This window comes from Rhizobium sp. YAF28 (genome assembly GCF_052113285.1).
Taxonomy (GTDB): Bacteria; Pseudomonadota; Alphaproteobacteria; order Rhizobiales; family Rhizobiaceae; genus Rhizobium.
Map to the genome: position 1 here is coordinate 354,732 of NZ_JBFRCX010000003.1, position 23,932 is coordinate 378,663.

Consider the following 23,932-nt stretch of genomic DNA (forward strand, 5'->3'; position numbering starts at 1 on the left):
ATATCGAATGGGCCAAGAGGGGTCGCCCAAACGCACCGAGTACTGGAAGTAAAATGAAATTTCTCGATGAAGCAAAGGTCTATATCCGGTCGGGTGATGGCGGCGCAGGCAGCGTTTCCTTCCGTCGTGAGAAGTTCATCGAGTTCGGCGGGCCGGATGGCGGCGACGGCGGGCGCGGCGGCGACGTCTGGGTAGAGGCCGTCAATGGCCTCAACACACTGATCGATTTTCGCTACCAGCAGCACTTCAAGGCCAAGGTCGGCATGCACGGCATGGGCAAGAATCGCACCGGCGCCAATGGCGACGACGTGACGCTCAAGGTTCCCGTCGGCACACAGATATTCGAAGAGGATCAGGAAAGCCTCATCTGCGACCTGACCGAGGAAGGCCAGCGCTTCTGCCTCGCAAAAGGTGGCAATGGCGGCTTCGGCAACGCCCACTTCAAGTCTTCGGTCAATCAGGCGCCGGACTGGGCCAATCCCGGCCTGGAGGGCGAAGAAAAGACCATCTGGCTGCATCTGAAGCTGATTGCCGATGCCGGCCTCGTCGGCCTGCCGAATGCCGGCAAGTCCACCTTCCTCGCTTCCGTGACACGCGCCCGGCCGAAGATCGCCAATTACCCCTTCACGACGCTGCACCCTAACCTCGGTGTTGCCACCATCGACGAGCGGGAATTCATCCTTGCCGATATTCCCGGTCTTATCGAAGGCGCGCATGAGGGCGTGGGCATCGGCGACCGCTTCCTCGGCCATGTCGAGCGCACGCGCGTGCTGCTGCATCTCGTCTCTGCCCAGGAGGAAAAGGTCGGCAAAGCCTATAAGACGGTGAAGCACGAGCTCGAAGCCTATGGCAACGACCTGGTCGACAAGCCGGAAATCGTTGCACTCTCGCAGATCGACGTACTCGACGATGCGACCCTGAAGAAGAAGGCCAAGGAACTCGCCAAGGCCTGCGGCAAAACACCCTTCCTGATTTCCGCCGTCACCGGCAAGGGAATGACGGAAGTGCTGCGCGCGCTGCGCGACATCATCGTCGAAGCCAATACCGTAGAGAAGCCGGCCAAGACGCCAAAACTGCGCCATCGCGACATGATCCTCACCGACGAGGACGAGAGCGATGAGTAGCCGAAAGCCGCTGGATCGCTATCGCCGCGTCGTCATCAAGATCGGCTCGGCGCTCTTGGTCGATCGCAAGACCGGCCTGAAGAAATCATGGCTCGATGCCATGTGCGCCGATATCGCTGCGCTGAAATCCAAAGGCGTCGATGTGCTCGTGGTCTCCTCCGGCGCCATCGCTCTTGGCCGTTCGGTGCTCGATCTTCCCTCCGGCGCCCTGAAGCTGGAGGAAAGTCAGGCGGCAGCGGCCGTCGGCCAGATCGCGTTGGCCCGGGCTTGGTCCGAAAGCCTCTCACATGATGAGATCGTCGCCGGCCAGATCCTGCTGACCTTGGGCGATACCGAAGAGCGGCGCCGTTACCTCAACGCCCGCGCCACCATCAACCAGCTTCTGAAGATCGGCGCCGTGCCCATCATCAACGAGAACGACACGGTCGCGACCAGCGAAATCCGTTATGGCGACAATGATCGCCTCGCTGCCCGCGTCGCCACCATGACCGGCGCCGACCTCCTGATCCTTCTCTCCGATATAGACGGTCTCTACACCGCCCCGCCGCATCTCGATCCGGATGCGCAATTCCTGGAAACCATTGCGGAAATCACCCCCGAGATCGAAGCCATGGCCGGTGGTGCGGCCTCCGAACTCTCACGCGGCGGCATGCGCACCAAGATCGATGCCGGCAAGATTGCGACGACTTCGGGCTGCGCCATGATCATCGCGTCGGGCAAGACGGAAAGCCCGCTTTCGGCAATCGAAAACGGTGCGCGCTCCTCCTGGTTTGCGCCTTCGGGCACGCCCGTCACTGCCCGGAAAACCTGGATCGCCGGACAGCTTCAGCCGGCCGGCATGCTGCATCTCGATGAAGGCGCAGTCACGGCGCTCGGCGCTGGCAAGAGCCTGCTGCCCGCTGGCGTGCGCAGCATCTCCGGCAATTTCGCCCGCGGCGATACGGTTGCGATCATCGCCCCCTCCGGTCGCGAGATCGCCCGTGGGCTGGTCAGCTACGATGCGGAGGAGGCCCGCCAGATCGCCGGCCGCAAATCGGCTGACATCGAGGCGATCCTCGGTTATCCCGGCCGCGCCGCCATGGTCCATCGCGACGATATGGTCATGACGGCACAGATCGGTTCGAAATCGGAAAGGCAGAAGAAGGACGCAAGCTATGCTTGATACAGTTGCGCAGAGCCCTGACATTGACGTGCTGATGAACGACATCGGCCGCAAGGCCAAGGCCGCCGCGCGACCATTGGGCTTTGCCTCCACCGATGCGAAGAACAAGGCACTGAACGCCATGGCCGATGCTATCATGGCGAACAAGGCTCAGATCCTGTCGGAAAATGCCAAGGATTTGAAGGATGTGGAGGGCACGGACATGCTCGCCTCCTTCGTCGACCGCCTGACGCTGAACGATAAGCGCGTCACGGAAATGGCCGAGGGTATTCGCGCGATTGCGGCTCTTCCCGACCCCGTCGGCGAAGTCATCGCCGCCTGGGATCGCCCGAATGGCCTGAAGATCGAACGTGTCCGTACGCCACTCGGCGTCATCGGTGTCATTTTCGAAAGCCGGCCGAACGTCACGGCCGATGCCGGTGCGCTCTGCCTGAAGGCCGGCAATGCGGTGATCCTGCGCTGCGGTTCGGATTCGCGCCGTTCCTCGGCTGCGATCCATGCCTGCATGGTCGAGGGCCTGAAGGCAGCCGGCTTGCCGGAGCATGCGATCCAGCTTGTGCCCGTGACCGATCGCGCCGCTGTTGGCGCCATGCTGCGCGGGCTTGATGGTGCAATCGACGTTATCGTGCCCCGCGGCGGCAAGAGCCTCGTTGCTCGCGTTCAGAGCGAGGCACGCGTACCGGTTTTCGCCCATCTCGAAGGCCTCTGCCATATCTATGTCGACGCCTCCGCCGATCTCGAAATGGCCAAGAACATCATCGTCAACGCCAAGATGCGCCGCACCGGCGTCTGCGGCGCAGCCGAGACCCTGCTGGTCGACGGCGCCGCCATCGGCACGCATCTGACGCCGCTGATCGAGGTCCTAGTTGAAGCCGGCTGCGAGGTTCGCGGTTCGGCCACGGTTCTCAAGGTCGTGCCGGGCCTGAAGCCTGCCACCGAAGAAGACTGGTCGACCGAATATCTGGATGCCGTCATTTCCGTTGCAGTCGTTGACGGCATTTCCTGCGCGATCGACCATATCCAGAAATATTCGTCGAACCATACCGAAGCCGTGCTTGCCGAAGACCCCGAAGTCGTCGAACGCTTCTTTACGGAGATCGACTCGGCCATCCTGCTGCATAACGCCTCCACCCAGTTTGCCGATGGCGGCGAATTCGGCATGGGTGCGGAGATCGGCATCGCCACCGGCAAGATGCATGCTCGCGGCCCTGTTGGCGTCGAGCAGCTCACCTCCTTCAAATACCGCGTTCGCGGTCATGGACAGACGCGGCCCTGACGTGACCACAGAGCATATAGACCGGCGCTATCTCCGCATGCCGCATAGCGAACGCGGCATGATCGTCGGTCTGTTCGGCGGCTCATTCAATCCGCCGCATGAGGGCCATGCCCTGGTTGCCGAAATCGCCATCCGCCGCCTGGGTCTGGATCAGCTCTGGTGGATGGTGACACCGGGCAATCCGTTGAAAAGCCGCAATTATCTGGCACCACTTTCGGAGCGTATAGCGCGCAGCGAAAGCATTGCCACCGACCCGCATATCAAGGTCACAGCCTTCGAACAGGCATCTGGCGTGAGCTACACGGCCAATACGCTTGCCCGCGTGAAGGCGCGCAATCCGCATGTGCATTTCATCTGGATCATGGGCGCCGACAGCCTGGAAAATTTCCATCGCTGGCAGAAATGGCAGAATATCGCGCGAACCTTTCCGATCGCTGTCATCGACCGACCGGGCTCGACGCTCTCTTACCTTTCCTCGAAAATGGCCAAGACCTTTGCCTTTGCCCGCATCGACGAAGATGATGCCCGTGTTCTCTGGAAGAAGCCGGCGCCCGCCTGGACCTTCATTCACGGTCCACGCTCGACTTTGAGCTCGACAGCCATCCGCAACGGCGATCAGCACAAGGCCGCGGAATAAATCGGATTGTTTGAAAGTTCCCAGAAATGAAAAGCCCGACGCGGGAGGAGGTGCGTCGGGCTTAAAACTTGACCGACAACTGGGAGGAGGAGTGTTGTCGATCCTATCGGACGGCTATGGGAGGAGGAGAAGCCGTCGGATGATTGTGTTTTAGCACATTTGTTCAGAAGGTGAATATAGGCTAGTGCATTGCAGCAATGCACGAAATGCAAACCTCCGTGGAACTGAATTGAATTCCCTGCCAGTTTTATCAGCAAAAACAGGTTGATCCAAACTGGCTCGCCAGATCCCTTGCCATTTACCAAGCAGAAGCGCCACATTTTTGCCTCACGAACTCTCGGCTTGACGGGAGCCATGCGCCTCACGAATGCGTGAAGAGACGGCGCGGGCAAATCACGTCTCCGCCGTCGTTATGTTTTATGAAATACAACTAGCCAAAGTTCACACGCCGTTATATTCGTCTAAATATTTCGAGCCTGGGGAGAATAAATTATGCAGAGCCGCCGCCACTGGATGAAACTGGCAACCGCCGTGATCTCGGCGATCTGGTTTGGCGCAGCAGCGCTTTCGACGCCTGTCGCAGCCGCCGAAAAGGTAACCGTCTTCGCCGCCGCAAGCCTTAAGGATGCGCTTGATGCGGCCAACGCCGCCTGGGCCATGGAAAGCGGCAAGGAAGCTGTTGCTTCTTACGCGGCAAGCGGCGCGCTGGCAAAGCAGATCGAAAATGCAGCCCCGGCTGACGTCTTCATTTCTGCCGACCTGAACTGGATGGATTACGTCGCCGATAAAAAGCTGATCAAGGTGGACACACGCTCCAACCTGCTCGGCAACCGCCTTGTTCTGGTCGCTGAAAACGGCAAGCAGAAGCCAGTTGAAATCAAGGCGGGCTTCGATCTCGCAAGCCTCATCGGCGACGGCAAGCTCACCATGGGTGAGCCAAAATCGGTTCCGGCCGGCAAGTACGGCCAGACAGCACTCGACAAACTCGGCGTCTGGAAGTCCGTGGAAACCAAGGTCGCCTATTCAGAAAGCGTGCGTGCCGCCCTCGCCCTCGTTTCCCGCGGCGAAGCGCCATACGGCATCGTCTATCAGACCGATGCGGCCGCCGATAAGGGCGTTGCGATCGTCGGCACCTTCCCGGCCGATTCCCACCCGCCGATCATCTATCCGATCGCCCTGCTTGCCGAGAGCAAGAACCCGGATGCCGCTGCCTATCTCGACTTCCTGAAGTCGGACAAGGCTGCCCCTTTCTTCACTGCGCAGGGTTTCACCATCCTGAAATAATTGCGTAATTGGGGGCCAAAGCTTAGCGTGAAGGCTCGCTTCGGCGGGCCTTCACTGTTTCGGAGAAGATGACGCTTGGATATGTTCGGCTTGAGCGATGAGGAATGGACGGCGATCCTGCTGAGCCTGCGCATTTCCTTCGTCGCCATGGTGGCAAGCCTGCCGCTCGGCATCCTCGTCGCCCTGCTGCTTGCCCGCGGCCGCTTCTGGGGCAAGTCCATCCTAAATGGCATCGTCCATCTGCCGCTGATCCTGCCACCTGTTGTTACCGGCTTCATTCTCCTCATCCTTTTCGGCCGCCGCGGCCCGATCGGCAGCCTGCTGGATCAATATCTGGGTATCGTGCTTTCCTTCCGCTGGACGGGTGCAGCACTCGCCTGCGGCGTCATGGGCTTTCCACTGATGGTGCGCAGCATCCGTCTCTCCATCGAGGCCGTCGACCGCAAGCTCGAGGAAGCGGCCGGAACGCTCGGCGCGAGCCCGGCATTGGTCTTCCTGACCGTCACGCTGCCGCTGATCATTCCCGGCGTCATTACCGGCATGATCCTCTGCTTTGCCAAGGCGATGGGCGAGTTCGGCGCCACCATCACCTTCGTCTCCAATATCCCGGGCGAAACGCAGACCCTGTCGACTGCCATCTATACCTTTACCCAGGTGCCCGGTGGTGACGCCGTCGCGATGCGGCTCACCCTCATTTCCATCGCCATTTCCATGCTGGCCCTGCTCGCTTCGGAATTCCTCGCCTATCTCGCCGGCAGGAGGATCGATCCGGAATGACACTCATCGTCGAAGCAAGACATCGCCTCGGCGCCTTCGGGCTCGATGCCGCCTTCACCTCCGAACGCGGCGTGACGGCGCTCTTCGGCCGTTCCGGCTCTGGCAAGACCTCCGTGATCCGCATCATTGCTGGCCTTACCCGACCGACCGAAGGCCGGATCCTGCTCGACGGCGAGGCGCTGACGGATACGGCAAAGGGCATCTTCATTCCCCGGCACCGCCGCCGCTTCGGCTACGTCTTCCAGGAAGCCCGGCTTTTTCCGCATTTGAGCGTCCGGACAAATCTCGCCTACGGCCGCTGGTTCACGCCGAGATCCGCACGCATTGAAAATTTCGATCGTGTCGTCGACCTGCTCGGCATCGGCCAGTTGCTCGCCCGCAGCCCTTCAAAGCTGTCGGGGGGCGAAAAGCAGCGTGTCGCGATCGGTCGCGCACTGCTTTCTTCGCCGCGCCTGCTCCTGATGGACGAGCCATTGGCCGCATTGGACGAAGCCCGCAAGGCCGAGATTCTGCCCTATCTCGAGCGTCTGCGTGACGAGATGGATATTCCGATCGTCTACGTCAGCCATTCGATCTCCGAAGTCGCGCGCCTGGCAAATCAGGTCGTGGTCATGCGCGACGGCAAAGTGGAAGCCGCAGGCCCCGCAGCAGAAATCCTCAGCCGTTCGTCGCTGCTCCCGGAAGACCGAAAGGAAGCCGGTGCAGTGCTGGAGGGCACAGTCGAAAGTATCGATTTGGCCCATCGGATTTCGACAGTGCTGCTGAAGGCGGGCAGGCTCTATGTTCCGGGTGCTGCGCCCGCCATAGGCAAGCCTGTGCGCATCCACATCCCCGCCCGAGACGTGATGCTGGCAACACGGAAGCCGGAAGGGTTGAGCGCCCTCAACATTCTGGAAGGAACCGTCACGCAGATTTCGCCGACGGAGGATGGAACCGTCGAGATCCGCCTCGATTGCACCGGCAACGCCGTGCTCTCGCGCATCACCGCGCTGTCCTGCGAGCGTCTGGGATTACGCCCGGGCATGCCGGCTTTCGCCGTTATCAAGACCGTGGCGCTGGAAGCCTGATCAGCGCCGATCGTCCGGCTGCAGATTACGGTTGTTTTCCAGCCAGGCGAGATCATCGGCAAGGCTGGTGCGCACCGTCTTTTCCATGTCGCGAAAGCGCGCCAGCAATTGCTCCCCGAATGGCGTCAGTGCCGCGCCGCCGCCCTTCTGGCCGCCGCGCTGCGATTCCACCACCTGCGCCTTGAACATGCGGTTCATCTCGGCGACCAGCATCCAGGCACGGCGATAGGACATGTCCATGGCGCGGCCGGCGGCCGAGATCGAACCTGTCTCGCGGATATGCTCGAGCAGCTCCATCTTGCCGTGGCCGAGGCGATCGTCATCGGGAAAGGTGATTCGCAGGACAGGTGCGAGCGGATTTTTGGCGGTTTCGGTCATGTCGGTCGGTATTTGCGGAAATCACCGGCACTTTACGCCCGACCGCAGACGCTGTACACCGCACCTCCATCTCGACCGAGGGTCGAAATCTCGATTTCGTGACGCCAAATGCGGCTTTCGGCCGTTCGCGCGCTGCGCCGCGTCTTGAAACATTAATGGTTTGATGCCTATCTTAACCATGATCCGGTTGTGCTGGATCCGTGTTGTGCATGGTTTGTCATTCCAGGAAAGGGAAAGCACTGACAACAGTACACGCCAAGGGAAAAACGCTTGCCGTTATCCCGAAGGGTGCGGAACGTGGCGCCGATGCCGCCGCCCGTGCTCTGGAAGCCGTCCTCGTCAGCCTCGAGGACTCCAAAGCTGAAGATATCGTCACCATCAACATTGCCGGAAAATCGGCGCTGGGAGACTACATGGTTGTCGTCTCCGGCCGTTCGAACAGGCATGTCATGGCGATCGCCGATCATCTTCTGACTGATCTCAAGGACGAGGGCTTCGGTACTGCCCGCGTCGAAGGTCAGGAAGGCGGTGACTGGATCCTGATCGATACCGGTGACATCATTGTGCATGTGTTCCGTCCCGAAATTCGTGAGTTCTACAACATCGAAAAGATGTGGGCGGCTCCGGATATGGACGAGGAAACGCGGCACTGACAGGCAGCCTGGCATTCGCCCGGCGCCTGAGACGTGGTAGCTGACCGGGCCGGCTTTCGATAGCTGGCCGGTAAGTCCACATTGCGCTTCGGAAGCGCGGCATAGCAGGAGCGGATGAATGCGGATTGGTCTTTTTGCGGTGGGACGGCTGAAGCCCGGCCCCGAAAAGGATCTTGCGGCCCGTTATTTCGACCGTTTTGCAAAGGCCGGTCCTGCGATCGGCCTGGAATTTTCTCGTATCGCCGAAGTAGCCGAAAGCCGCGCCTCCAATGCGGACACCCGCAAGCGCGAGGAAGCGGCCATGCTGCTGAAATCGCTCCCCGAAGGCAGTGTCCTCGTTCTCCTCGACGAACGCGGCAAGGCGTTGGACAGCGAAGCTTTCGCCAATCTTCTCGGCGGCTACCGCGATCAAGGCAAACGCGACCTGATGATCGCAATCGGCGGTGCCGATGGCCTCGACCCTTCCCTCTACGACCGCGCCAACATGATCCTTTGCCTTGGCAAGATGACCTGGCCTCATCAGATTGTCCGCACGCTCATTGCCGAACAGCTTTATCGGGCCGTGACCATCCTGTCCGGCCACCCTTATCATCGCGTCTGATGCAGACCAAAACACTCACGCAGCCGTGTTTTGCCTCAGGGCCTCTTCTCATTCAAACTTTCTGGCCAACAGCCCCAAATCAGCTTAGGTTCCGGGCGATTTGAACGAGTAAACCCCGACACGCATGACGAGAGCTGCCCCCAAGCGATCCCGCCTGTTTCTGCCGGCCGTTGCCGCAGGGCTCGGTGCGGCCGCCATTGTTATTTCGGGAAACCCCTTTTCCGTGCAGGCGCAGGATGCGCCGCCACCGCCCGCAGCAGCCGAACCGGCCGCCCCAATCACATCAGCCAAACAGCCGCCGCCTGATCCTGCCGCCGAACTTGCGAAGAAGCGCGACGAAACGAGGGCCGAGCTCGACAAGCTGTCGAAGACGATCAGCCTCTCCTCGGACAAGGCGAGCGAGCTTCAGAGCAGCATCGACAATCTGGAAAAGAGTACGGCAAGTATTCGACAGGCACTGATCGATTCCGCCGCCCGCCGGAAATCCCTGGAAGGCAAAATTCTCGACAGCGAGAAGAAACTCGCCGAGCTCGGCGTCAAGGAAGATGGCATCCGCCGTTCGCTGCATGAGCGCCGCGGCCTCCTGGCCGAGGTTCTCGCCGCCTTACAGCGCATGGGCCGCAACCCGCCGCCCGCCCTTCTCGTCACACCCGATGATGCGCTTGCCTCGGTCCGCAGCGCCATTCTGCTCGGCGCCGTGGTTCCCGGTATCCGCAAGGAGACTGAAAAGCTGGCAGCCGATCTCGCCGATCTCGCGGCTTTGCAGACGGCAAGCGCCAAGGAGAAGGAAGGCCTGACCACCACTATGGCAAACAGCCTGGAGGAGGAGCGGCGCATGGATCTGCTGCTTGCCGAAAACGACAAGCTGAGCCGCTCCAATGCCGCCGAACTGGAAGCCGAAAAGCAGCGGTCTCAGGAGCTGGCAAGCAAGGCAACGACGCTCGAAAGCCTCGTCGCTTCGATGGAAACGGAAATCGCCTCCGTGCGCGATGCCGCCGCCGCCGCCAGGCAGGCAGAGGAGAACCGCAAGCTCCTCACGGACGAGCAGCGCGCCCAGGCGAAGGCCCTGGCCGACAGCGGAGTGCCCGATAAAAACCGCATTGCGCCCGCATATCCCTTCGGAGAATTGAAGGCGAAACTGGAGCTGCCTGTGGCAGGCGATATTCTGCGCCAGTTCGGCGATGCCGACGGCACCGGACACGAGGCCATGGGAATGACGGTCGCGACCAATGCGGAAACGGTGGTGACCGCACCTGCTGACGGGCTGGTGGTTTTCGCCGGCGCCTTCCGCAGCTATGGCCAGATGATTATCCTCGACGCTGGCGGCGGATATCACCTGGTTCTCTCAGGCATGGATACGATCAACACCCGTCAGGGAAAATTCGTTTTCTCCGGCGAGCCCCTGGCCGTGATGGGTGCGAAAAGAGTGGCAAGCGCAACCGCATTGGCGCTGGAAACAGATCGGCCAACGCTTTACATTGAGTTTCGAAAGGACGGTAAACCGGTCGATTCCCGACCGTGGTGGACCGCCAAAGACACTGGAAAGGCACGCAATGATTCGTAGGGCTTCTCTTGTTCTGGTCGGCGCACTGATGGGCGCGACCGCGATGAGCGTCATTTACTCCGCAGGCGTGCCTGCAGAGGCGGCGGGAGCATCGACCTATAAGGAGCTTTCGGTATTCGGTGACGTCTTCGAACGCGTGCGTGCACAATACGTAACGCCGCCGGCCGAGGACAAGCTGATCGAAAGCGCCATCAATGGCATGCTTTCATCGCTCGACCCGCATTCCAGCTACATGAATGCGAAGGACGCCGAAGACATGCGCACCCAGACCAAGGGTGAGTTCGGCGGCCTCGGTATCGAAGTCACCATGGAAGACGAACTCGTCAAGGTCATCACCCCGATCGACGATACTCCGGCTGCCAAGGCTGGCGTTCTGGCCGGCGACTATATTTCGGAAATCGATGGCCAGTCTGTTCGCGGCCTGAAGCTCGAAGACGCCGTCGAAAAGATGCGCGGCGCCGTCAACACGCCGATCAAGCTGACGCTCATCCGCAAGGGCGCCGACAAGCCGATCGAACTTACGATCGTACGTGACGTCGTTGCCGTTCAGGCGGTCAAGTCGCGCGTCGAGGACGATGTCGGCTATCTGCGCGTCATCTCCTTCACCGAGAAGACCTATCCGGACCTCGAAAAGGCGATCCAGAAGATCAAGGCGACCATTCCGGCCGACAAGCTCAAGGGCTTCGTCCTTGACCTGCGTCTCAACCCCGGCGGTCTGCTCGATCAGGCGATCAATGTTTCCGACGCCTTCCTGCAGCGCGGCGAAGTGGTTTCGACCCGTGGCCGCAATCCGGATGAAACCCGCCGCTTCAATGCTGGCCCGGGCGATCTGACGGATGGCAAGCCGCTGATCGTCCTCATCAACGGCGGCTCGGCTTCCGCGTCGGAAATCGTTGCCGGCGCCCTGCAGGATCTGCGCCGTGCCACGGTTCTCGGCACGCGTTCCTTCGGCAAGGGTTCGGTCCAGACCATCATTCCGCTTGGCGAAAACGGTGCGCTGCGCCTGACGACGGCGCTCTACTACACACCGTCGGGCCGCTCGATCCAGGGCACCGGCATTACGCCTGACATCAAGGTGGAAGAGCCCCTTCCGGCCGATCTGCAAGGCAAGATGGTGACCGAGGGCGAATCTGCCCTGCGCGGCCACATCAAGGGCCAGAGCGAGACCGACGAAGGTTCGGGCTCGGTTGCCTACGTCCCGCCGGATCCGAAGGATGACGTCCAGCTCAACTACGCGCTCGATCTGCTGCGCGGCAAGAAGACTGACCCGTCCTTCCCGCCGGACCCTGAAAAGGCCGTCGTCGCCAAGTAATCCATCGATCTCAAGGCCGGGCAGCCCGCCCGGCCTTGAGACTTTCTGCTGTTTCCCGGTTTTGGAGTGGCAACGAATTGGGAACGGACCTGCATGCACCTCTAGGCCGCAACCGCAAGGCCGCGCGAAAGCGCCCCGGCATATTGCGGATCGGACAGATTGCCGCGAGCGTCTGTCTTGTCGCGATTGGCGGCTTTTCCCTTTACACGGCATTTCGCAATGATGGCCTCGAGCAGTCGAAGCCTCCGGCATCGCTGGACACAGCGGCCGCGCCGCCGACCGATGCGATCCAGGAGCCGCAGGCATCTGGCAATCAGGCAGCAAACGGCATGCCGCGCTCCGAGCCACAATCCGGCGCCAATGTAGAACGGATGGTGACAGGCGACGGTTCTGTCGTCACTAAATACAGCCCTCGCCAGCGCGATGGCAGCGGCCCGGTTCTGGTCGATTCCATGCAGATGGGCCAGGATCCCCGCATGACGGCCATCCCCAACGACAATCTGCTCGAAGAGACACCCTTCGGCCGGCTGCCCATCACGGGTCCCGATGGCCGGCGTCCGATGGATCAATATGCGCGGCCGTGGTCCGGCACGCGCGGCACCCGAATCGCGATCGTCCTCAGCGGCCTCGGTCTCAGCCAGACCGGCACGCAGCGCGCCATCAAGCAATTGCCGGAGGAAATCACCTTTGCCTTCGCCGCCAGTGGCAACAGCCTGCAGCGCTGGATGCAAGATGCGCGGCGCGGCGGCCATGAAATATTGCTGCAGGTGCCGCTGGAGCCGTTCGATTACCCAGCTAATGATCCAGGACCGGATACGCTGCTGACGTCGAAGCCTGTGGCGCACAACCTCGAAAGCCTGCACCGGGCGATGGGCGAGATCACCAACTATACGGGCATCATGAACTATCTGGGCGGACGTTTCCTCTCCGATCCCAAGGCCATGGAGCCGGTCATGCGGGATATCGGCAAGCGCGGGCTGCTGTTTCTCGACGATGGCACTTCAGCGCAATCCAAGACCGCCGTGGTCGCCAAAGGCACGGAGCTTCCTTACGCTTTCGCCGACTTGCAACTGGACAGCCAGGTCGATGTGAACACCATCCTGCAGAAACTCGACGAACTGGAGCGCATCGCCCGCCGCAACGGCCAGGCAATCGGTGTTGCCTCGGCCTTCGACGAGAGCATTGACGCGATCTCCAAATGGAGCGAGGAAGCGACCATGCGCGGCATCGAGATTGTCGGCGTTGCTGCACTCGTCAACGACCCCAAGAATCCCTGACCGGAGAAAACCATGAGCCAAGCGACCGTAAAAGCTGAGGACCTGCCCTATCGCCCCTGCGTCGGTGTGATGATCCTCAACCGCGAGGGCCTCGTCTGGGCCGGGCGGCGCATTCCTGATGGTAATTCGGAGTATGACGGTTCACCCCAGCTCTGGCAGATGCCGCAGGGCGGCATCGACAAGGGCGAAGACCCGCTGGAGGCGGCCTATCGCGAACTTTACGAAGAAACCGGCATCCGGACCGTGACCCTGCTTGCCGAGGCCAAGGACTGGATCAATTACGACCTGCCGCCACAGCTGATCGGCATCGGGCTGAGGGGCAAGTACCGCGGCCAGACGCAGCGCTGGTTCGCCTTCCGCTTCGAGGGCGACGAAAGTGAGATCGCCATCAACCCGCCGCCCGGCGGCCATGAGCCGGAATTCGACGCTTGGGAATGGAAGCCGATGGAAGACCTGCCCGGCCTGATCGTTCCCTTCAAGCGCGCCGTCTATGAACGGGTCGTGGCGGAATTCAGCCACCTTTCCGGCTTGATCCCGGAAGATTGAGCATCGAACGAAGCTCAGCAATGCGTTCCAAAAGGAAACCGGCCGCCTTTCAGGCGGCCGGCTGAGATAAGATTGCCGATTGCGAATTATTCGGCTTCGTTGGCCGAATCTGCGTTGAGCTGACCATATTTGGCTTCGCCGATCTTCTCGAGCAGTTCGAGCTGCGTTTCGAGGAAGTCGATATGGCCTTCCTCGTCTGCCAACAGCTCTTCGAAAAGCTTCATGGAAACATAGTCGCCGGCGTCATGACAGATATCGCGCGATTTCTTGTAGGCAGTGCGGGCGTCATATTCGCCGGCAAGATCGGCCTCCAGAACTTCCTTGACGTTCTGACCGATGCGCAGCGGCGCAAGCGTCTGTAGATTGGGATGGCCTTCGAGGAAGATGATGCGCGCGACCAGACGGTCGGCATGGTGCATTTCCTCGATCGATTCGGCACGTTCCTTCTTGGCGAGCTTGGTGTAACCCCAGTCCTCAAGAAGGCGATAGTGGACCCAATACTGGTTGACTGCACCGAGCTCTAAAAAGAGGGCCTCGTTAAGCCGCTCGATGACTTTTTTGTCGCCTTTCAATGTCCGCTCTCCTGTTTTCCTCGTGGAATTGTTTCAAGCGGGACATGAAATCAAATATTTCCGTTTCCGTCGAGTGGCGACGGGCATGATAATCTTCGGTTGTCTGGATGATGATATCGACAACGTTCGGGAAACAGCCGCAGCAACGGCCGCGTTTGGCCATGGCGTGATAGACCTTCGCCGGCACGATAAGCTGCCAACAATCTTCATCGAGAAGATTGTTGATGACGTCCCGGATTTCCTTGTCGGTTATGTAATTGCAACTGCAGACGAGCACGTCTTCATTCCAAACATGACACTTACTATCGTGTTTTCTGCAAAAGAAGATGGGAACTGTCAAGAAAATTCGCGACCCTCATCCGATCACGATTCAGCGACAGGATATCACACGCCAGCGAGCGCATCCTTAAGTCCTTAAGAAGCATCAATTTCCTGGCTGCAAAGGCCCATCAGTGAAAATTACGCCCGCGCGGCATCACGCTCGCAGTCTCTGCGATATCACCATCTTTCGCTTGTTCTGATGGGCTTCGCTCGCCGATCTTTCTGAGCAGGTTGTCCCGCGCCAGAATATCCGCCGCCTTCCGCTGTCGATGATCCTGTGTCGGGCGCAGCACCTCGTCCGAGCGCTCGCTGACGCCAAAGCGTTTTATCTCTCGCTGAAGGATACCGAGTAGCGGCGTCATATCCTCGATATGTTCGACGACGGTATGGATGACACCGCTCTGGCTTTGTAATTTGCCGTAGATCTTCACAAGCCGGGCGCCCATGACCACTGCGCGGTATTTTTCGAAGACCTTCTTCCAGACGATGGCATTGGCAACACCGGTCTCATCCTCCAACGTCATGAAGATCACACCTTTCGCCGAACCCGGCTGCTGGCGCACCAGCACCAGCCCCGCGATCGTCACTCGTCTCCCATTCGCGACACGAAGCAGATCGACATTGCGCGTCACACCTGCCTTGCCTAACTCCTCGCGCAGGAAGGAAACGGGGTGCCCTTTCAAGGATAGCGACAGGTAACGGTAATCCTCGATGACCTGTTCTCCCGGCAGCATATCCGGCAGCTTCGCAGCCGGCTCAGGCTGAAGATCGATATGGCGGACCTTCTCGAAGAGCGGCAGCTCCTCGGTTGCGCTTTTCACATCCAGCGCCCGCACCGCCCAGAGCGCCTGACGTCGTGATAACTGAAGAGATTGGAAAGCATCCGCATCCGCCAGCCGTTCGATAACGGATTTCTGCAAACCGGAGCGCAGCCAGAGATCACGCACAGAATGGTAACCCTCGCCACGATTCTCGACGAGCTGCTCCATATCTTTAATGGAAACACCCTTGATCTGCAGAAGGCCAAGTCGCACAGCGTGGCGAGTCTTAATGATATTTCGCATCTCACCGTGGCGAAAATCGACACTTGCTCGGTCAAAAACCGCTTCCTCAAGGGTGCATTCCCAATCCGAGCGATTGATATCGGCCGACAAGATTTCCACCCCGTGCTCGCGCGCATCCCGCACCAGCTGCGCCGGCGCATAGAATCCCATTGGCTGTGAGTTCAGCATCGCAGCGCAGAAGGCGTCGGGATAATAGGCCTTCAACCACGAAGAGGCGTAGACGAGCAGTGCAAAAGAAGCTGCATGGCTTTCTGGGAAACCGTATTCGCCGAAACCTTTGATCTGCTTGAAACATTGCTCCGCGAATTCGCGAGGATAGTCATTCTCAACCATGCCCTCGACAAATCGCTCTTCAAAATTATCGATTGTGCCTGTTCTTTTGAAGGTCGCCATTGACCGTCGGAGGCGGTCGGCTTCCGCTGGCTTGAATCCGGCAGCAGTGATGGCGATCTGCATCGCTTGCTCTTGAAACAAGGGAACCCCAAGAGTTCTTTTGAGAACATCCTTTAGCTGCGGACTCGGATATTCAATCGGGATATTCTTATCCCTTGCCTCCCGACGTTTCAGATAGGGATGAACCATGTCACCTTGGATCGGCCCCGGACGAACAATCGCTACTTCAATGACGAGATCATAGAATTCTTTTGGGCGGAGACGCGGCAACATACTCATCTGTGCCCGACTTTCGATCTGGAAAACGCCAAGCGTATCCGCACGCCACATCATCTTATAAACTGGCTCGCCTTCCTCTCCGTGCTCCTTATTGCCGAGGTCGGCGAGTGTCTTTTTCACATCGTAGTGTAGCTCAAGCAGCGTGAAGGCCCTGCGTAAGCAAGTCAGCATGCCGAGCGCCAGCACATCCACCTTGAGGATTTGGACATTGTCGAGATCATCCTTGTCCCACTCGATCATGTAACGATCCGGCATCGCCGTCTTCATAATCGGCACCACTTCATCAAGCCGATCCCGGGTAATGACAAAACCACCGACATGCTGGGTAAGGTGACGGGGAAAGCCAAGAAGCTCGGAGGCATATTTGAGCACGTTCTGTGTCACCGGGTCTTTGATATCGAGGCCGGCCGCCTTCGCGTCCCGTTCGGAGAGATTATCCTCCGACCAACCCCAGACGAGACTGCTGATCGCAGATTGAACATCCTCCGACAGACCGAAGGCCTTGGCGACCTCACGGCCGGCCGAACGGGTGCGATAGCTGGTGACAGCCGCCGTCAGACCGGCATGCTCACGGCCATATCTTTTATAAATGGACTGGATGACCTCTTCCCGTCGATCATGCTCGAAATCGACGTCAATATCCGGCGGTTCGTCCCGATCCATCGAAATGAACCGGTCGAAGAGAAGCGTGGTCTTTGTGGGATCGACTTCCGTGATCTCCAGGCAATAGCAGATGACTGAATTGGCCGCCGACCCTCGCCCCTGACAGAGAACTTCGAGCACATAGCGGGCGTGATGAATGATCTTGTGAACCGTCAAGAAATAGGAAGCGTAATTCTTGTCGCCGATGAGCTTCAGCTCATAATCGATCTGCTTGGCCACTTTCTCGGGAACGCCACCAGGATAACGTACTAGCGCACCCGCTCTGGTCAGCCTTTCGAGAGTTTCCTGCGGCGTTTCACCTGGCTCGTTTTCAGGGGGATAATTGTGTTTCAGCTCGTTCAACGAAAAGGTCAGCTTGCCGAAAAACAGCTGCGTATTCTCGACCGCATCTCTGTAATCTCGGAAGACCCTGGATATTTCACGTGAATCCTTGAGATACCGCTCTCCATTCGGCGCCAGAAGGAATCCGGCTTTCGATATCTCCACATGCTCCCGTATGGCGATCACGATATCCGAAAGCGGCCGGCGCCCGGGGTCATGATAGAGTGGCTGATTGGTCGCAATCAGCGGCACCCGGTTGCGGACGGCAAGCATGGCAAGCGCTGCAAAAGCCTGCCGGTCGCGGCCGTCATAGGTCGGCGACAGCGCCAGAAAAAATGCCTTGCGGAAGCGTTTGCGAAACCGTTCCAGATACTCTTCAAGTGCCGACTGGCGGGCAGGATCATTCACGGCGGCCCGATCGGGGATAAGGGCGAGCATCATCTCGTCACCCCATTCCATAAGCTCCGCTTCCGTCAGGATGCAGGTTCCCTTTACAGCTTCGTCCTTCAGATTGCCGGCGCTGAGAAGGCGGCAGAGATTTGCCCAGCCCCGCCGGTTTTGCGGATAGGCAAGGATATCAGGCGTTCCATCCGAAAAAACGAGACGGGCGCCCGGCTGAACCCAGACAGGGTCGAGAATGATCTCCGTTTTTCCCTTCTTCTTCGCCTCGGCTAAAATCGCATCCCTGTTCCTGTATCTCTCTCTGAGCTGTTCTGCCTGCGCATGAGCCCGCACTACACCGGCAACCGAATTCCGGTCCGCAATGCCGAGACCGCCGAGCTTCAGCCAAGCGGCCTGCACGACCATCTCTTCAGGCTTCGAAGCACCTTCCAGGAACGAGAAATTCGTCTTCGCACCGATCTCGAAAAATGCGGGTTCGGGCCTCATGCAAAGACCCCCTGCATGAACCAGCGAGGATCGGGGTTCTCACCGTAGAGACCCCGGCGATAGATCCAGAAGCGATGTCCGGCCTCATCCTCGATCCGGAAATAGTCTCGCGCTTCGGCATCATCGCCATCGATCCACCATTCCATGGCAATCCGTTCAGGGCCTTCGCTCCTCGCCACCTGATGCTGCAGGCGACGCCAACGGAAAGTCTGCGGCGCACCATCAGGCACTTCGGCAAATGCGACCTCGACTGGCTCCGGCGTTGCAAAAAGCCGCAGCGGACGCTCCTCACGAAAAGGCAGCGCATTGCCCTGTTCCGCTTTCCGCCGGGCCGGAAGGCTCTCCATTGCCGGCACCGTGATCACGGCGCGCTCCGGCACATGGCTCTCGCGAAGCTGGAAGCTTTGCAGGCAGTCCGAACCAAGCCGGGCCGCGACACGGTCGACAAAACTCGAAAGCGAGATCTCCCCCTGCCGGTCGCCCTCGAAATCGCCCTGCGCCTCGTTGAACGGGTCATGCCGCAGCACGTTCAGGCGCAAGATCTCGAAACCATAGCCGGCATCGATATCGTCATAGATCACCTGCAACCGCTCGGAAAACAGCCCGGCAATGAGCTTCGGTTCACGAAGCGGCCGGGAGGCACCGACGGAAATGCGGAAAACCCTGCCGTCGACACGAAACAGCACCAGTTCGAACACCCGGCCGCCGGCACCGCGCGCTTCCAGGGACGGTTTTAGCGACACGGCGACCTGTCCGGTAACCGCGAGGATCTGCTCTTCCGTGCCGATCGGCTCGACCAGACGGCGTTCGGATGAGAGGCTAGCGACAGGAAGCCGGGGCGAGATCGGTTCTTCCTCACGGCCGAGCGCCTGATCAAGGCGCAGAAGCAGCGTTGGCCCGAAGCGGCGGGTCAGCGGCGACCGCGGCGCATGAATGACGTCGCCGACATATTTGAGGCCGAGTTTCCTCAGGGCATCAACGGTCTGGCCCTCCAGCCGCAAGGCCGCGACAGGCAGCGGCATCAGCATGCGCTCCATCTCTTCATCCTCCACGACGCCGCCCTGCCCGAAACGGGAGACGGCTGAGGAAAGGCCCGGCGATGAGGAGATCGCACCCCGCACATCGAGCCCCATATGGAAGAGCCGGGACAGAATATCCTTGAGAAGCGCCTCCTCACCGCCGAAGAGATGGGCGCAGCCGGTAATATCGAGAAACAGCCCGTCCTTGCCGTCGAGCGCCACCATCGGCGTATAGCGGTCGCACCAGTCGGCGATCCCTTCCAGTAACCGTCGATCGGCTGCTGGATCCTCCTCCAGGACATCAAGCGCCGGAAACATGGCGCGCGCTTCGGCAACGCCCTGTTCCTTCTTCAGCCCCAGCTTCTCGGCGAATTCATCCAGCGCTGTCAGCCGCATGGCATTATTGAGCTTGCCGGAACAGACGAGGGGTGCCGCTTCAGGACGCCCTTTCGAACGCCAGGACAGGCCCCATCGCCTGCGGGCGATACGGTCCGTTGGCAGATGCGGAAAGCTGAGCGCCAGAATGCGCTGACTGTTCGCTTGGAGGCCGAGCGAAGCTTGGCTCGTCGACGGGGAAAAATTCGCGTTCATGGGGGTTCCACTCCAGAAGAAAGGAGAGCGGGGCCGGATTGCGGCTCTTCTCCAGCGTGAGACGGAAAATCGGATTGCCGATGCTGCCGGAAAATTTTGATCCATCCGGCAACGACCGCAGATCAGACGGCGCCGGCTCGACATGCAGACGGAAGACAGCGCTGCTCGCCTCCTCCTCCCCGGCCTGGCGGACGAGAAAGAGCGGACGGCGGACGGCGCGTGCCCTGAGACTGAGCCGGCGGCTTTCGGTCAGGCCGAAATGCAGGGGATTGCCGCGCACTTCGAAGACGACAACCGAGAAGGCAGCACTTTCGATGGCCGCTTCCGCCAGCCAGAGCGCATCCTCCAGCTTGCGCGGCGCGGCATGGAAAAACCTTTCCGGCTTCAGCCCGAAATCCTTCAGCCCCGGAGCATAGGGACGACCCGCCTCCAGTGTGCCGACGGCATCACCGATCCAGAGCAGCGGCAGCAACCTGCCGGTATCCTCCTCGTGCTTCTGCAGTCGCGCTGCAATAGCCATCGCCAGTCCACTCGCCGTCCCTGCATCACCGGAACTCGCCGCGCGGAATTCGGTAATCGCATCGAGCTGAAGGCCGCCTTCCAGCGCTTCATCGAGTGCTTCCACCCCGAAGGGGAGGTGTGGCAGCATACACTCCTGCCGCCGCTTGCGTCCTTCCGCCAGGGCTTCCCGTTCCGCCGCGGCAAGCGCCGGCGCGGGTTTTCCCTCCAGTCGGGCAATGGTTTCGCGGAGCGCAAAAAGCCGCTCGCGCGCCAGGGCGGTCTGCGCCATGGCGTTCTCTCCATTCGTCTTGTTCCTGTTATGTTCTTATAGATTCCAGAGCTCTAATGAAGAGTCAACAATCATTTCATAAGAATTTATTCCTGCCTTTGATTCCGCACTCGAAAATCGGCGATAAAGGTTCTATATGGGCCGGCAAAGGAAGGAATACTTATGGCCCGCATAGACCAGAGCGATGATTGGCGGGACCGCCATGCGCCGGCGATCAGCACCTTCGAGTCGCTGGCAATGGAGGCCTACAGTCATCTGCCGGACGAATTTCGCAAGCTGACGACCAATCTGACCATCGAAATCGAAGACTTCCCCGACGACGAAGTTTTTGAAGATATGGCGCTGGAAACGCCCTTTGACCTGCTCGGCCTTTTCGAGGGCCGCGGCATTTCGGAGCGCTTTACCGTGGAAACCGGCGAGATGCCGAACCGCATCCGCCTCTATCGCCGTCCGATCCTCGATTACTGGGCCGAAAACGACGAAACGCTGGGTGACATCATCACCCATGTGCTGATCCATGAGATCGGCCACCACTTCGGCCTCAGCGACGATGACATGGAGCGCATCGAGGCGAGCGCCGAAGAGGCGGCCGAACGTTAAGCTTACTGCTCAGACAGTTTCATGTCCGGGTGATAATCCTTGCCCTCGACATCCTTGACGACGGCCTGGCCGCACTGCATCTGGCCGGTCGCAGCATTGAAGCCATAGCTGGGCGAGCCGGACAGAGACCAGCCCTTGTTCAGTGCCGTCGTGACCTTGTGGCAGAAGGAAGCGTCGTCGGGACCAGTCAGGAAGCGGTAGAGTTTCATCAGGCGGGCTTTCTTGCAGAAATCAGGTGCGCTTTATGGACCAGAGCTTCGGCCTGGACAAGATGCAGCCGCTCGATCATCCGCCCGTTCGCATTGATCACGTTGAGCCCCTCGGTCGCCGGATCAGCGAAAGCGGCAATGATGGCTTCCGCCTCCGCAATCTCCTCCGCGTCAGGCCCGAAATGCGCGTTGGCGGCTGCAATCTGCGCCGGATGGATCAGCATCTTCCCTGCAAAACCCATGGCGCGGCCCTGCCCGCACTCGGCATCGAAACCTTCGTCATCCCGGAAATCGTTGAAGACGCTGTCAAGCGCATCGAGCCCATAGGCCTTGACCGCCAGAACGACCTGCATCAGCCAGGGCACGAGATAGGTCCGCCCCGACTGCGGCAAGACGCCCGTTTCCTTGCGCAGGTCGTTGAGGCCGACCACGAGGCAATCGAGCCGCGAGCCCGGCGTGCGGCCGGATTCGGCGATCGCTGCAGCATTCAGCACGCCACGCGGCGTCTCGATCATCGCCCAGATGCGCAACTCCTCCGGCGCATAGGCCTCGGCAAGCAGATCGCTGACAGCCATTACATCCTGTGGCTCATCCACCTTTGGAAGCAGAACGGCATCGGGCGAAAGCGCCTTGACCAGTTCCAGATCCGCCAGTCCGAATCCGGATGACAAAGAATTGATACGGATGATCCTTTCCTTGCCCTCAAGCGGCGACCCGGCAAAAAAGGCCTTCAGATTGTCGCGCGCTTCCGCCTTCCTCTCGGGCGCGACGGAATCCTCCAGATCGAGAATAACCGCATCGCAATCAAGGGAATGGGTCTTTTCAAGCGCACGCGCATTGATGGCGGGTACGCTCAGCACCGAGCGGCGCAGACGCAGGGAACGAAGAGGTGGTGTTCGGCTCATGGACCATTAGTGCCAAGCTTCGCAAAGCCCGGCAAGACAACAAAAAGCCACGCTTGGCTTGCAGAGAGGAAAAAGAAGGACCACATTCCTTTCCGTAGAAAGGTTTCAAACCAATGCAGAACATTCGCTCCATCTTCTTCATGCTTGCCGGCGCCACCGTTTTCGTGGCCATGCTGCTTCTCACCTTCTCGGTCACGCTCGCCGTTGGCGGCATCCTGACCGTGCTCATGGTCGGCCGCGCCCTTTCGATGAAGATGAAGCCCGCTCCCGTCCGCGCCCGCGCCGATGGTAAGCGCGAGATGCGCATCTGGAACGACGGCCGCGGCACGATCATCGATCTCTGATCATTTTCTCTGAAAATTCTGACCGACATTGTCGGCTCACGTTCCCATGCTACGTCCTTGAAGCAGCCAGGCATTCAGCCGGCACTTTAAAAACGAATGGAGGACGAGCATGGATGCAACGGAGAACAACCAGACCAAGATGCCGCCGGTCAAGAACGGCCTGCTTCCCTATCTGACGGTCGACGGCGCGGTAAAGGCTGCGGAATTTTACAAGAAAGCTTTCGGCGCTGAAGAAGCCTATCTCGTGCCGGTCGACGAGAGCAGCCGCACGATGCATGTGCATCTCTATATTAATGGCAGCTCGCTCATGCTGTCGGATGCCTATCCGGAATACGGCCATCCCTTCAAAGGCCATGAAGGTTTTGCCATCCAGCTGGTGATCGACGATATCGATTTCTGGTGGAACCGCGCAGTGGCCGCCGGCGCCGAAGTCGTCATGCCGGTCGAACTGATGTTCTGGGGTGACCGTTACGGCCAGCTTCGTGATCCGTTCGGCGTGCTCTGGGGCCTGAACGCACCGTCCAAGTAAAGGGACACGCGCAATCGGCAGGCCGCGCGAAACACCGCGTGGCCACCATCAACGAAAGATTCTTCTTCATTTCGGCGGGAAACTGGAATAGATGCAAAGTCAGAAAGTACGTTTTGCTGAAATGGAGCATAGGTCATGGATAAATTCGTGAAGCTCACGGGCGTTGCAGCCCCTCTGCCGGTCGTCAACATCGACACCGACATGATCATTCCGAAGGACTATCTGAAGACCATCAAGCGCACCGGCCTTGGCAAGGGCCTTTTCGCCGAAGCCCGCTACAACGAAGACGGCTCCGAAAACCCTGATTTCGTGCTGAACAAGCCGGCTTACCGCGAGGCAAAGATCCTGGTTGCCGGTGACAATTTCGGCTGCGGCTCCTCGCGCGAACACGCTCCATGGGCGCTGCTCGATTTCGGCATCCGCTGCGTGATCTCCACCAGCTTCGCCGACATCTTCTATAACAACTGCTTCAAGAACGGCATCCTGCCGATCCAGGTCAGCCACGAAGACCTCGACAAGCTGATGGACGACGCCGAGCGCGGCTCCAACGCCATTCTGACGGTCGACCTTGAAAACCTCGAAATCACCGGTCCGGACGGCGGCTCGATCAAGTTCGATCTCGACGAGTTCAAGCGCCACTGCCTGCTGAACGGCCTCGATGATATCGGCCTGACCATGGAAAAGGGCAAGGCGATCGACGAGTTCGAAAAGAAGAACGCCGCTTCGCACCCCTGGGCCGCCTGAGCCTCACCAAATTGCTTTGAGATCGAGCCGGGCTTTCGCCCG

25 protein-coding genes are annotated in these 23,932 nt (G+C 59.7%); 17 read left to right on the forward strand and 8 right to left on the reverse strand.

From position 1 onward, the window contains the following. The first annotated feature begins 53 nt into the window (after positions 1-53). The 7 genes from obgE to modC all read left to right on the forward strand — a co-directional run bounded on the left by obgE (position 54) and on the right by modC (position 7,327). Positions 54-1,124 carry a GTPase ObgE gene (gene obgE, locus AB4Z13_RS09385; protein WP_310389691.1) on the forward strand — a complete coding sequence of 357 codons (1,071 nt, stop codon included), beginning with the start codon at positions 54-56 and terminating at the stop codon, positions 1,122-1,124. Further along, positions 1,117-2,286: a glutamate 5-kinase gene (gene proB, locus AB4Z13_RS09390; protein WP_439016882.1), complete on the forward strand. Its 1,170-nt coding sequence runs from the start codon at positions 1,117-1,119 to the stop codon at positions 2,284-2,286. Before obgE ends, proB begins: the two co-directional genes overlap by 8 nt. Further along, a complete protein-coding gene (locus AB4Z13_RS09395; RefSeq protein ID WP_439016883.1) occupies positions 2,279-3,562 on the forward strand; it encodes a glutamate-5-semialdehyde dehydrogenase in 1,284 nt (427 codons plus the stop codon). The genes proB and AB4Z13_RS09395 overlap by 8 nt, the downstream gene beginning before the upstream one ends. A 37-nt stretch (positions 3,563-3,599) precedes the next feature. Continuing rightward, positions 3,600-4,199 carry a nicotinate-nucleotide adenylyltransferase gene (locus tag AB4Z13_RS09400; RefSeq protein ID WP_439017286.1) on the forward strand — a complete coding sequence of 200 codons (600 nt, stop codon included), beginning with the start codon at positions 3,600-3,602 and terminating at the stop codon, positions 4,197-4,199. A gap of 492 nt (positions 4,200-4,691) precedes the next feature. After that, positions 4,692-5,483 carry a molybdate ABC transporter substrate-binding protein gene (modA, locus tag AB4Z13_RS09405; protein WP_439016884.1) on the forward strand — a complete coding sequence of 264 codons (792 nt, stop codon included), beginning with the start codon at positions 4,692-4,694 and terminating at the stop codon, positions 5,481-5,483. 75 nt (positions 5,484-5,558) lie between these two features. After that, positions 5,559-6,260, forward strand: coding sequence for a molybdate ABC transporter permease subunit (gene modB, locus AB4Z13_RS09410; protein WP_439016885.1), 702 nt, complete (start codon positions 5,559-5,561; stop codon positions 6,258-6,260). Beyond that, positions 6,257-7,327 (forward strand): molybdenum ABC transporter ATP-binding protein, encoded by a 1,071-nt coding sequence (modC, locus tag AB4Z13_RS09415; RefSeq protein WP_439016886.1) that lies wholly within the window; start codon positions 6,257-6,259, stop codon positions 7,325-7,327. Before modB ends, modC begins: the two co-directional genes overlap by 4 nt. Here the strand turns inward: modC and AB4Z13_RS09420 are convergent, their stop codons facing one another. Next, a complete protein-coding gene (locus AB4Z13_RS09420; protein ID WP_439016887.1) occupies positions 7,328-7,705 on the reverse strand; it encodes a winged helix-turn-helix domain-containing protein in 378 nt (125 codons plus the stop codon). A gap of 209 nt (positions 7,706-7,914) precedes the next feature. Here AB4Z13_RS09420 and rsfS point away from each other — a divergent pair, with 209 nt between their 5' ends. The 6 genes from rsfS to AB4Z13_RS09450 all read left to right on the forward strand — a co-directional run bounded on the left by rsfS (position 7,915) and on the right by AB4Z13_RS09450 (position 13,658). Further along, positions 7,915-8,358 carry a ribosome silencing factor gene (gene rsfS, locus AB4Z13_RS09425; RefSeq protein WP_007824813.1) on the forward strand — a complete coding sequence of 148 codons (444 nt, stop codon included), beginning with the start codon at positions 7,915-7,917 and terminating at the stop codon, positions 8,356-8,358. 118 nt (positions 8,359-8,476) lie between these two features. Beyond that, the gene (rlmH, locus tag AB4Z13_RS09430) at positions 8,477-8,959 is read left to right on the forward strand and encodes a 23S rRNA (pseudouridine(1915)-N(3))-methyltransferase RlmH (protein ID WP_439016888.1); all 483 of its coding nucleotides are present in this window, start codon (positions 8,477-8,479) and stop codon (positions 8,957-8,959) included. Between the two features lie 154 nt (positions 8,960-9,113). Continuing rightward, complete coding sequence (locus tag AB4Z13_RS09435) at positions 9,114-10,523, forward strand: murein hydrolase activator EnvC family protein (protein ID WP_439017287.1); 1,410 nt, start codon at positions 9,114-9,116, stop codon at positions 10,521-10,523. Beyond that, complete coding sequence (locus AB4Z13_RS09440; RefSeq protein WP_113183655.1) at positions 10,513-11,835, forward strand: S41 family peptidase; 1,323 nt, start codon at positions 10,513-10,515, stop codon at positions 11,833-11,835. Before AB4Z13_RS09435 ends, AB4Z13_RS09440 begins: the two co-directional genes overlap by 11 nt. A gap of 77 nt (positions 11,836-11,912) precedes the next feature. Then, the gene (locus AB4Z13_RS09445; protein ID WP_439016889.1) at positions 11,913-13,112 is read left to right on the forward strand and encodes a divergent polysaccharide deacetylase family protein; all 1,200 of its coding nucleotides are present in this window, start codon (positions 11,913-11,915) and stop codon (positions 13,110-13,112) included. Positions 13,113-13,124: 12 nt separating this feature from the next. Then, a complete protein-coding gene (locus AB4Z13_RS09450) occupies positions 13,125-13,658 on the forward strand; it encodes an RNA pyrophosphohydrolase (RefSeq protein WP_007824800.1) in 534 nt (177 codons plus the stop codon). Between the two features lie 86 nt (positions 13,659-13,744). On the opposite strand, the gene bfr is transcribed toward AB4Z13_RS09450, so the two are convergent. From bfr to AB4Z13_RS09475, 5 genes are all read right to left on the reverse strand, one after another. Then, the gene (gene bfr / locus AB4Z13_RS09455; protein ID WP_007824799.1) at positions 13,745-14,230 is read right to left on the reverse strand and encodes a bacterioferritin; all 486 of its coding nucleotides are present in this window, start codon (positions 14,228-14,230) and stop codon (positions 13,745-13,747) included. Then, positions 14,196-14,570, reverse strand: coding sequence for a BFD-like (2Fe-2S) protein (locus AB4Z13_RS09460; RefSeq protein WP_081493316.1), 375 nt, complete (start codon positions 14,568-14,570; stop codon positions 14,196-14,198). The genes bfr and AB4Z13_RS09460 overlap by 35 nt, the downstream gene beginning before the upstream one ends. 109 nt (positions 14,571-14,679) lie before the next feature. Next, the gene (locus AB4Z13_RS09465) at positions 14,680-18,159 is read right to left on the reverse strand and encodes an error-prone DNA polymerase (RefSeq protein ID WP_442205967.1); all 3,480 of its coding nucleotides are present in this window, start codon (positions 18,157-18,159) and stop codon (positions 14,680-14,682) included. After that, positions 18,156-19,703, reverse strand: coding sequence for a Y-family DNA polymerase (locus AB4Z13_RS09470; RefSeq protein ID WP_439017288.1), 1,548 nt, complete (start codon positions 19,701-19,703; stop codon positions 18,156-18,158). The genes AB4Z13_RS09465 and AB4Z13_RS09470 overlap by 4 nt, the downstream gene beginning before the upstream one ends. Next, positions 19,615-20,559: an ImuA family protein gene (locus AB4Z13_RS09475; protein WP_442205968.1), complete on the reverse strand. Its 945-nt coding sequence runs from the start codon at positions 20,557-20,559 to the stop codon at positions 19,615-19,617. The genes AB4Z13_RS09470 and AB4Z13_RS09475 overlap by 89 nt, the downstream gene beginning before the upstream one ends. A 162-nt stretch (positions 20,560-20,721) precedes the next feature. Here AB4Z13_RS09475 and AB4Z13_RS09480 point away from each other — a divergent pair, with 162 nt between their 5' ends. Next, on the forward strand, positions 20,722-21,159 hold the full coding sequence (locus AB4Z13_RS09480; protein WP_113322206.1) for a metallopeptidase family protein: 438 nt from the start codon (positions 20,722-20,724) through the stop codon (positions 21,157-21,159). A gap of 2 nt (positions 21,160-21,161) precedes the next feature. On the opposite strand, the gene AB4Z13_RS09485 is transcribed toward AB4Z13_RS09480, so the two are convergent. Together AB4Z13_RS09485 and AB4Z13_RS09490 are read right to left on the reverse strand one after the other, a co-directional pair. Beyond that, positions 21,162-21,368 carry a DUF1737 domain-containing protein gene (locus tag AB4Z13_RS09485; RefSeq protein ID WP_113322205.1) on the reverse strand — a complete coding sequence of 69 codons (207 nt, stop codon included), beginning with the start codon at positions 21,366-21,368 and terminating at the stop codon, positions 21,162-21,164. Next, positions 21,368-22,273 (reverse strand): HpcH/HpaI aldolase/citrate lyase family protein, encoded by a 906-nt coding sequence (locus tag AB4Z13_RS09490; protein WP_439016893.1) that lies wholly within the window; start codon positions 22,271-22,273, stop codon positions 21,368-21,370. Before AB4Z13_RS09490 ends, AB4Z13_RS09485 begins: the two co-directional genes overlap by 1 nt. A 113-nt stretch (positions 22,274-22,386) precedes the next feature. On the opposite strand from AB4Z13_RS09490, the gene AB4Z13_RS09495 reads away from it, so the two are divergent. The 3 genes from AB4Z13_RS09495 (at position 22,387) to leuD (ending at position 23,890) form a co-directional block, all read left to right on the forward strand. Further along, positions 22,387-22,617, forward strand: a complete 231-nt coding sequence (locus AB4Z13_RS09495) for a hypothetical protein (RefSeq protein ID WP_007824784.1) — start codon at positions 22,387-22,389, stop codon at positions 22,615-22,617. A gap of 109 nt (positions 22,618-22,726) precedes the next feature. After that, a complete protein-coding gene (locus AB4Z13_RS09500) occupies positions 22,727-23,146 on the forward strand; it encodes a VOC family protein (protein WP_439016894.1) in 420 nt (139 codons plus the stop codon). 135 nt (positions 23,147-23,281) lie between these two features. Then, positions 23,282-23,890 (forward strand): 3-isopropylmalate dehydratase small subunit, encoded by a 609-nt coding sequence (gene leuD / locus AB4Z13_RS09505; RefSeq protein WP_113322202.1) that lies wholly within the window; start codon positions 23,282-23,284, stop codon positions 23,888-23,890. Positions 23,891-23,932 lie beyond the last annotated feature (42 nt).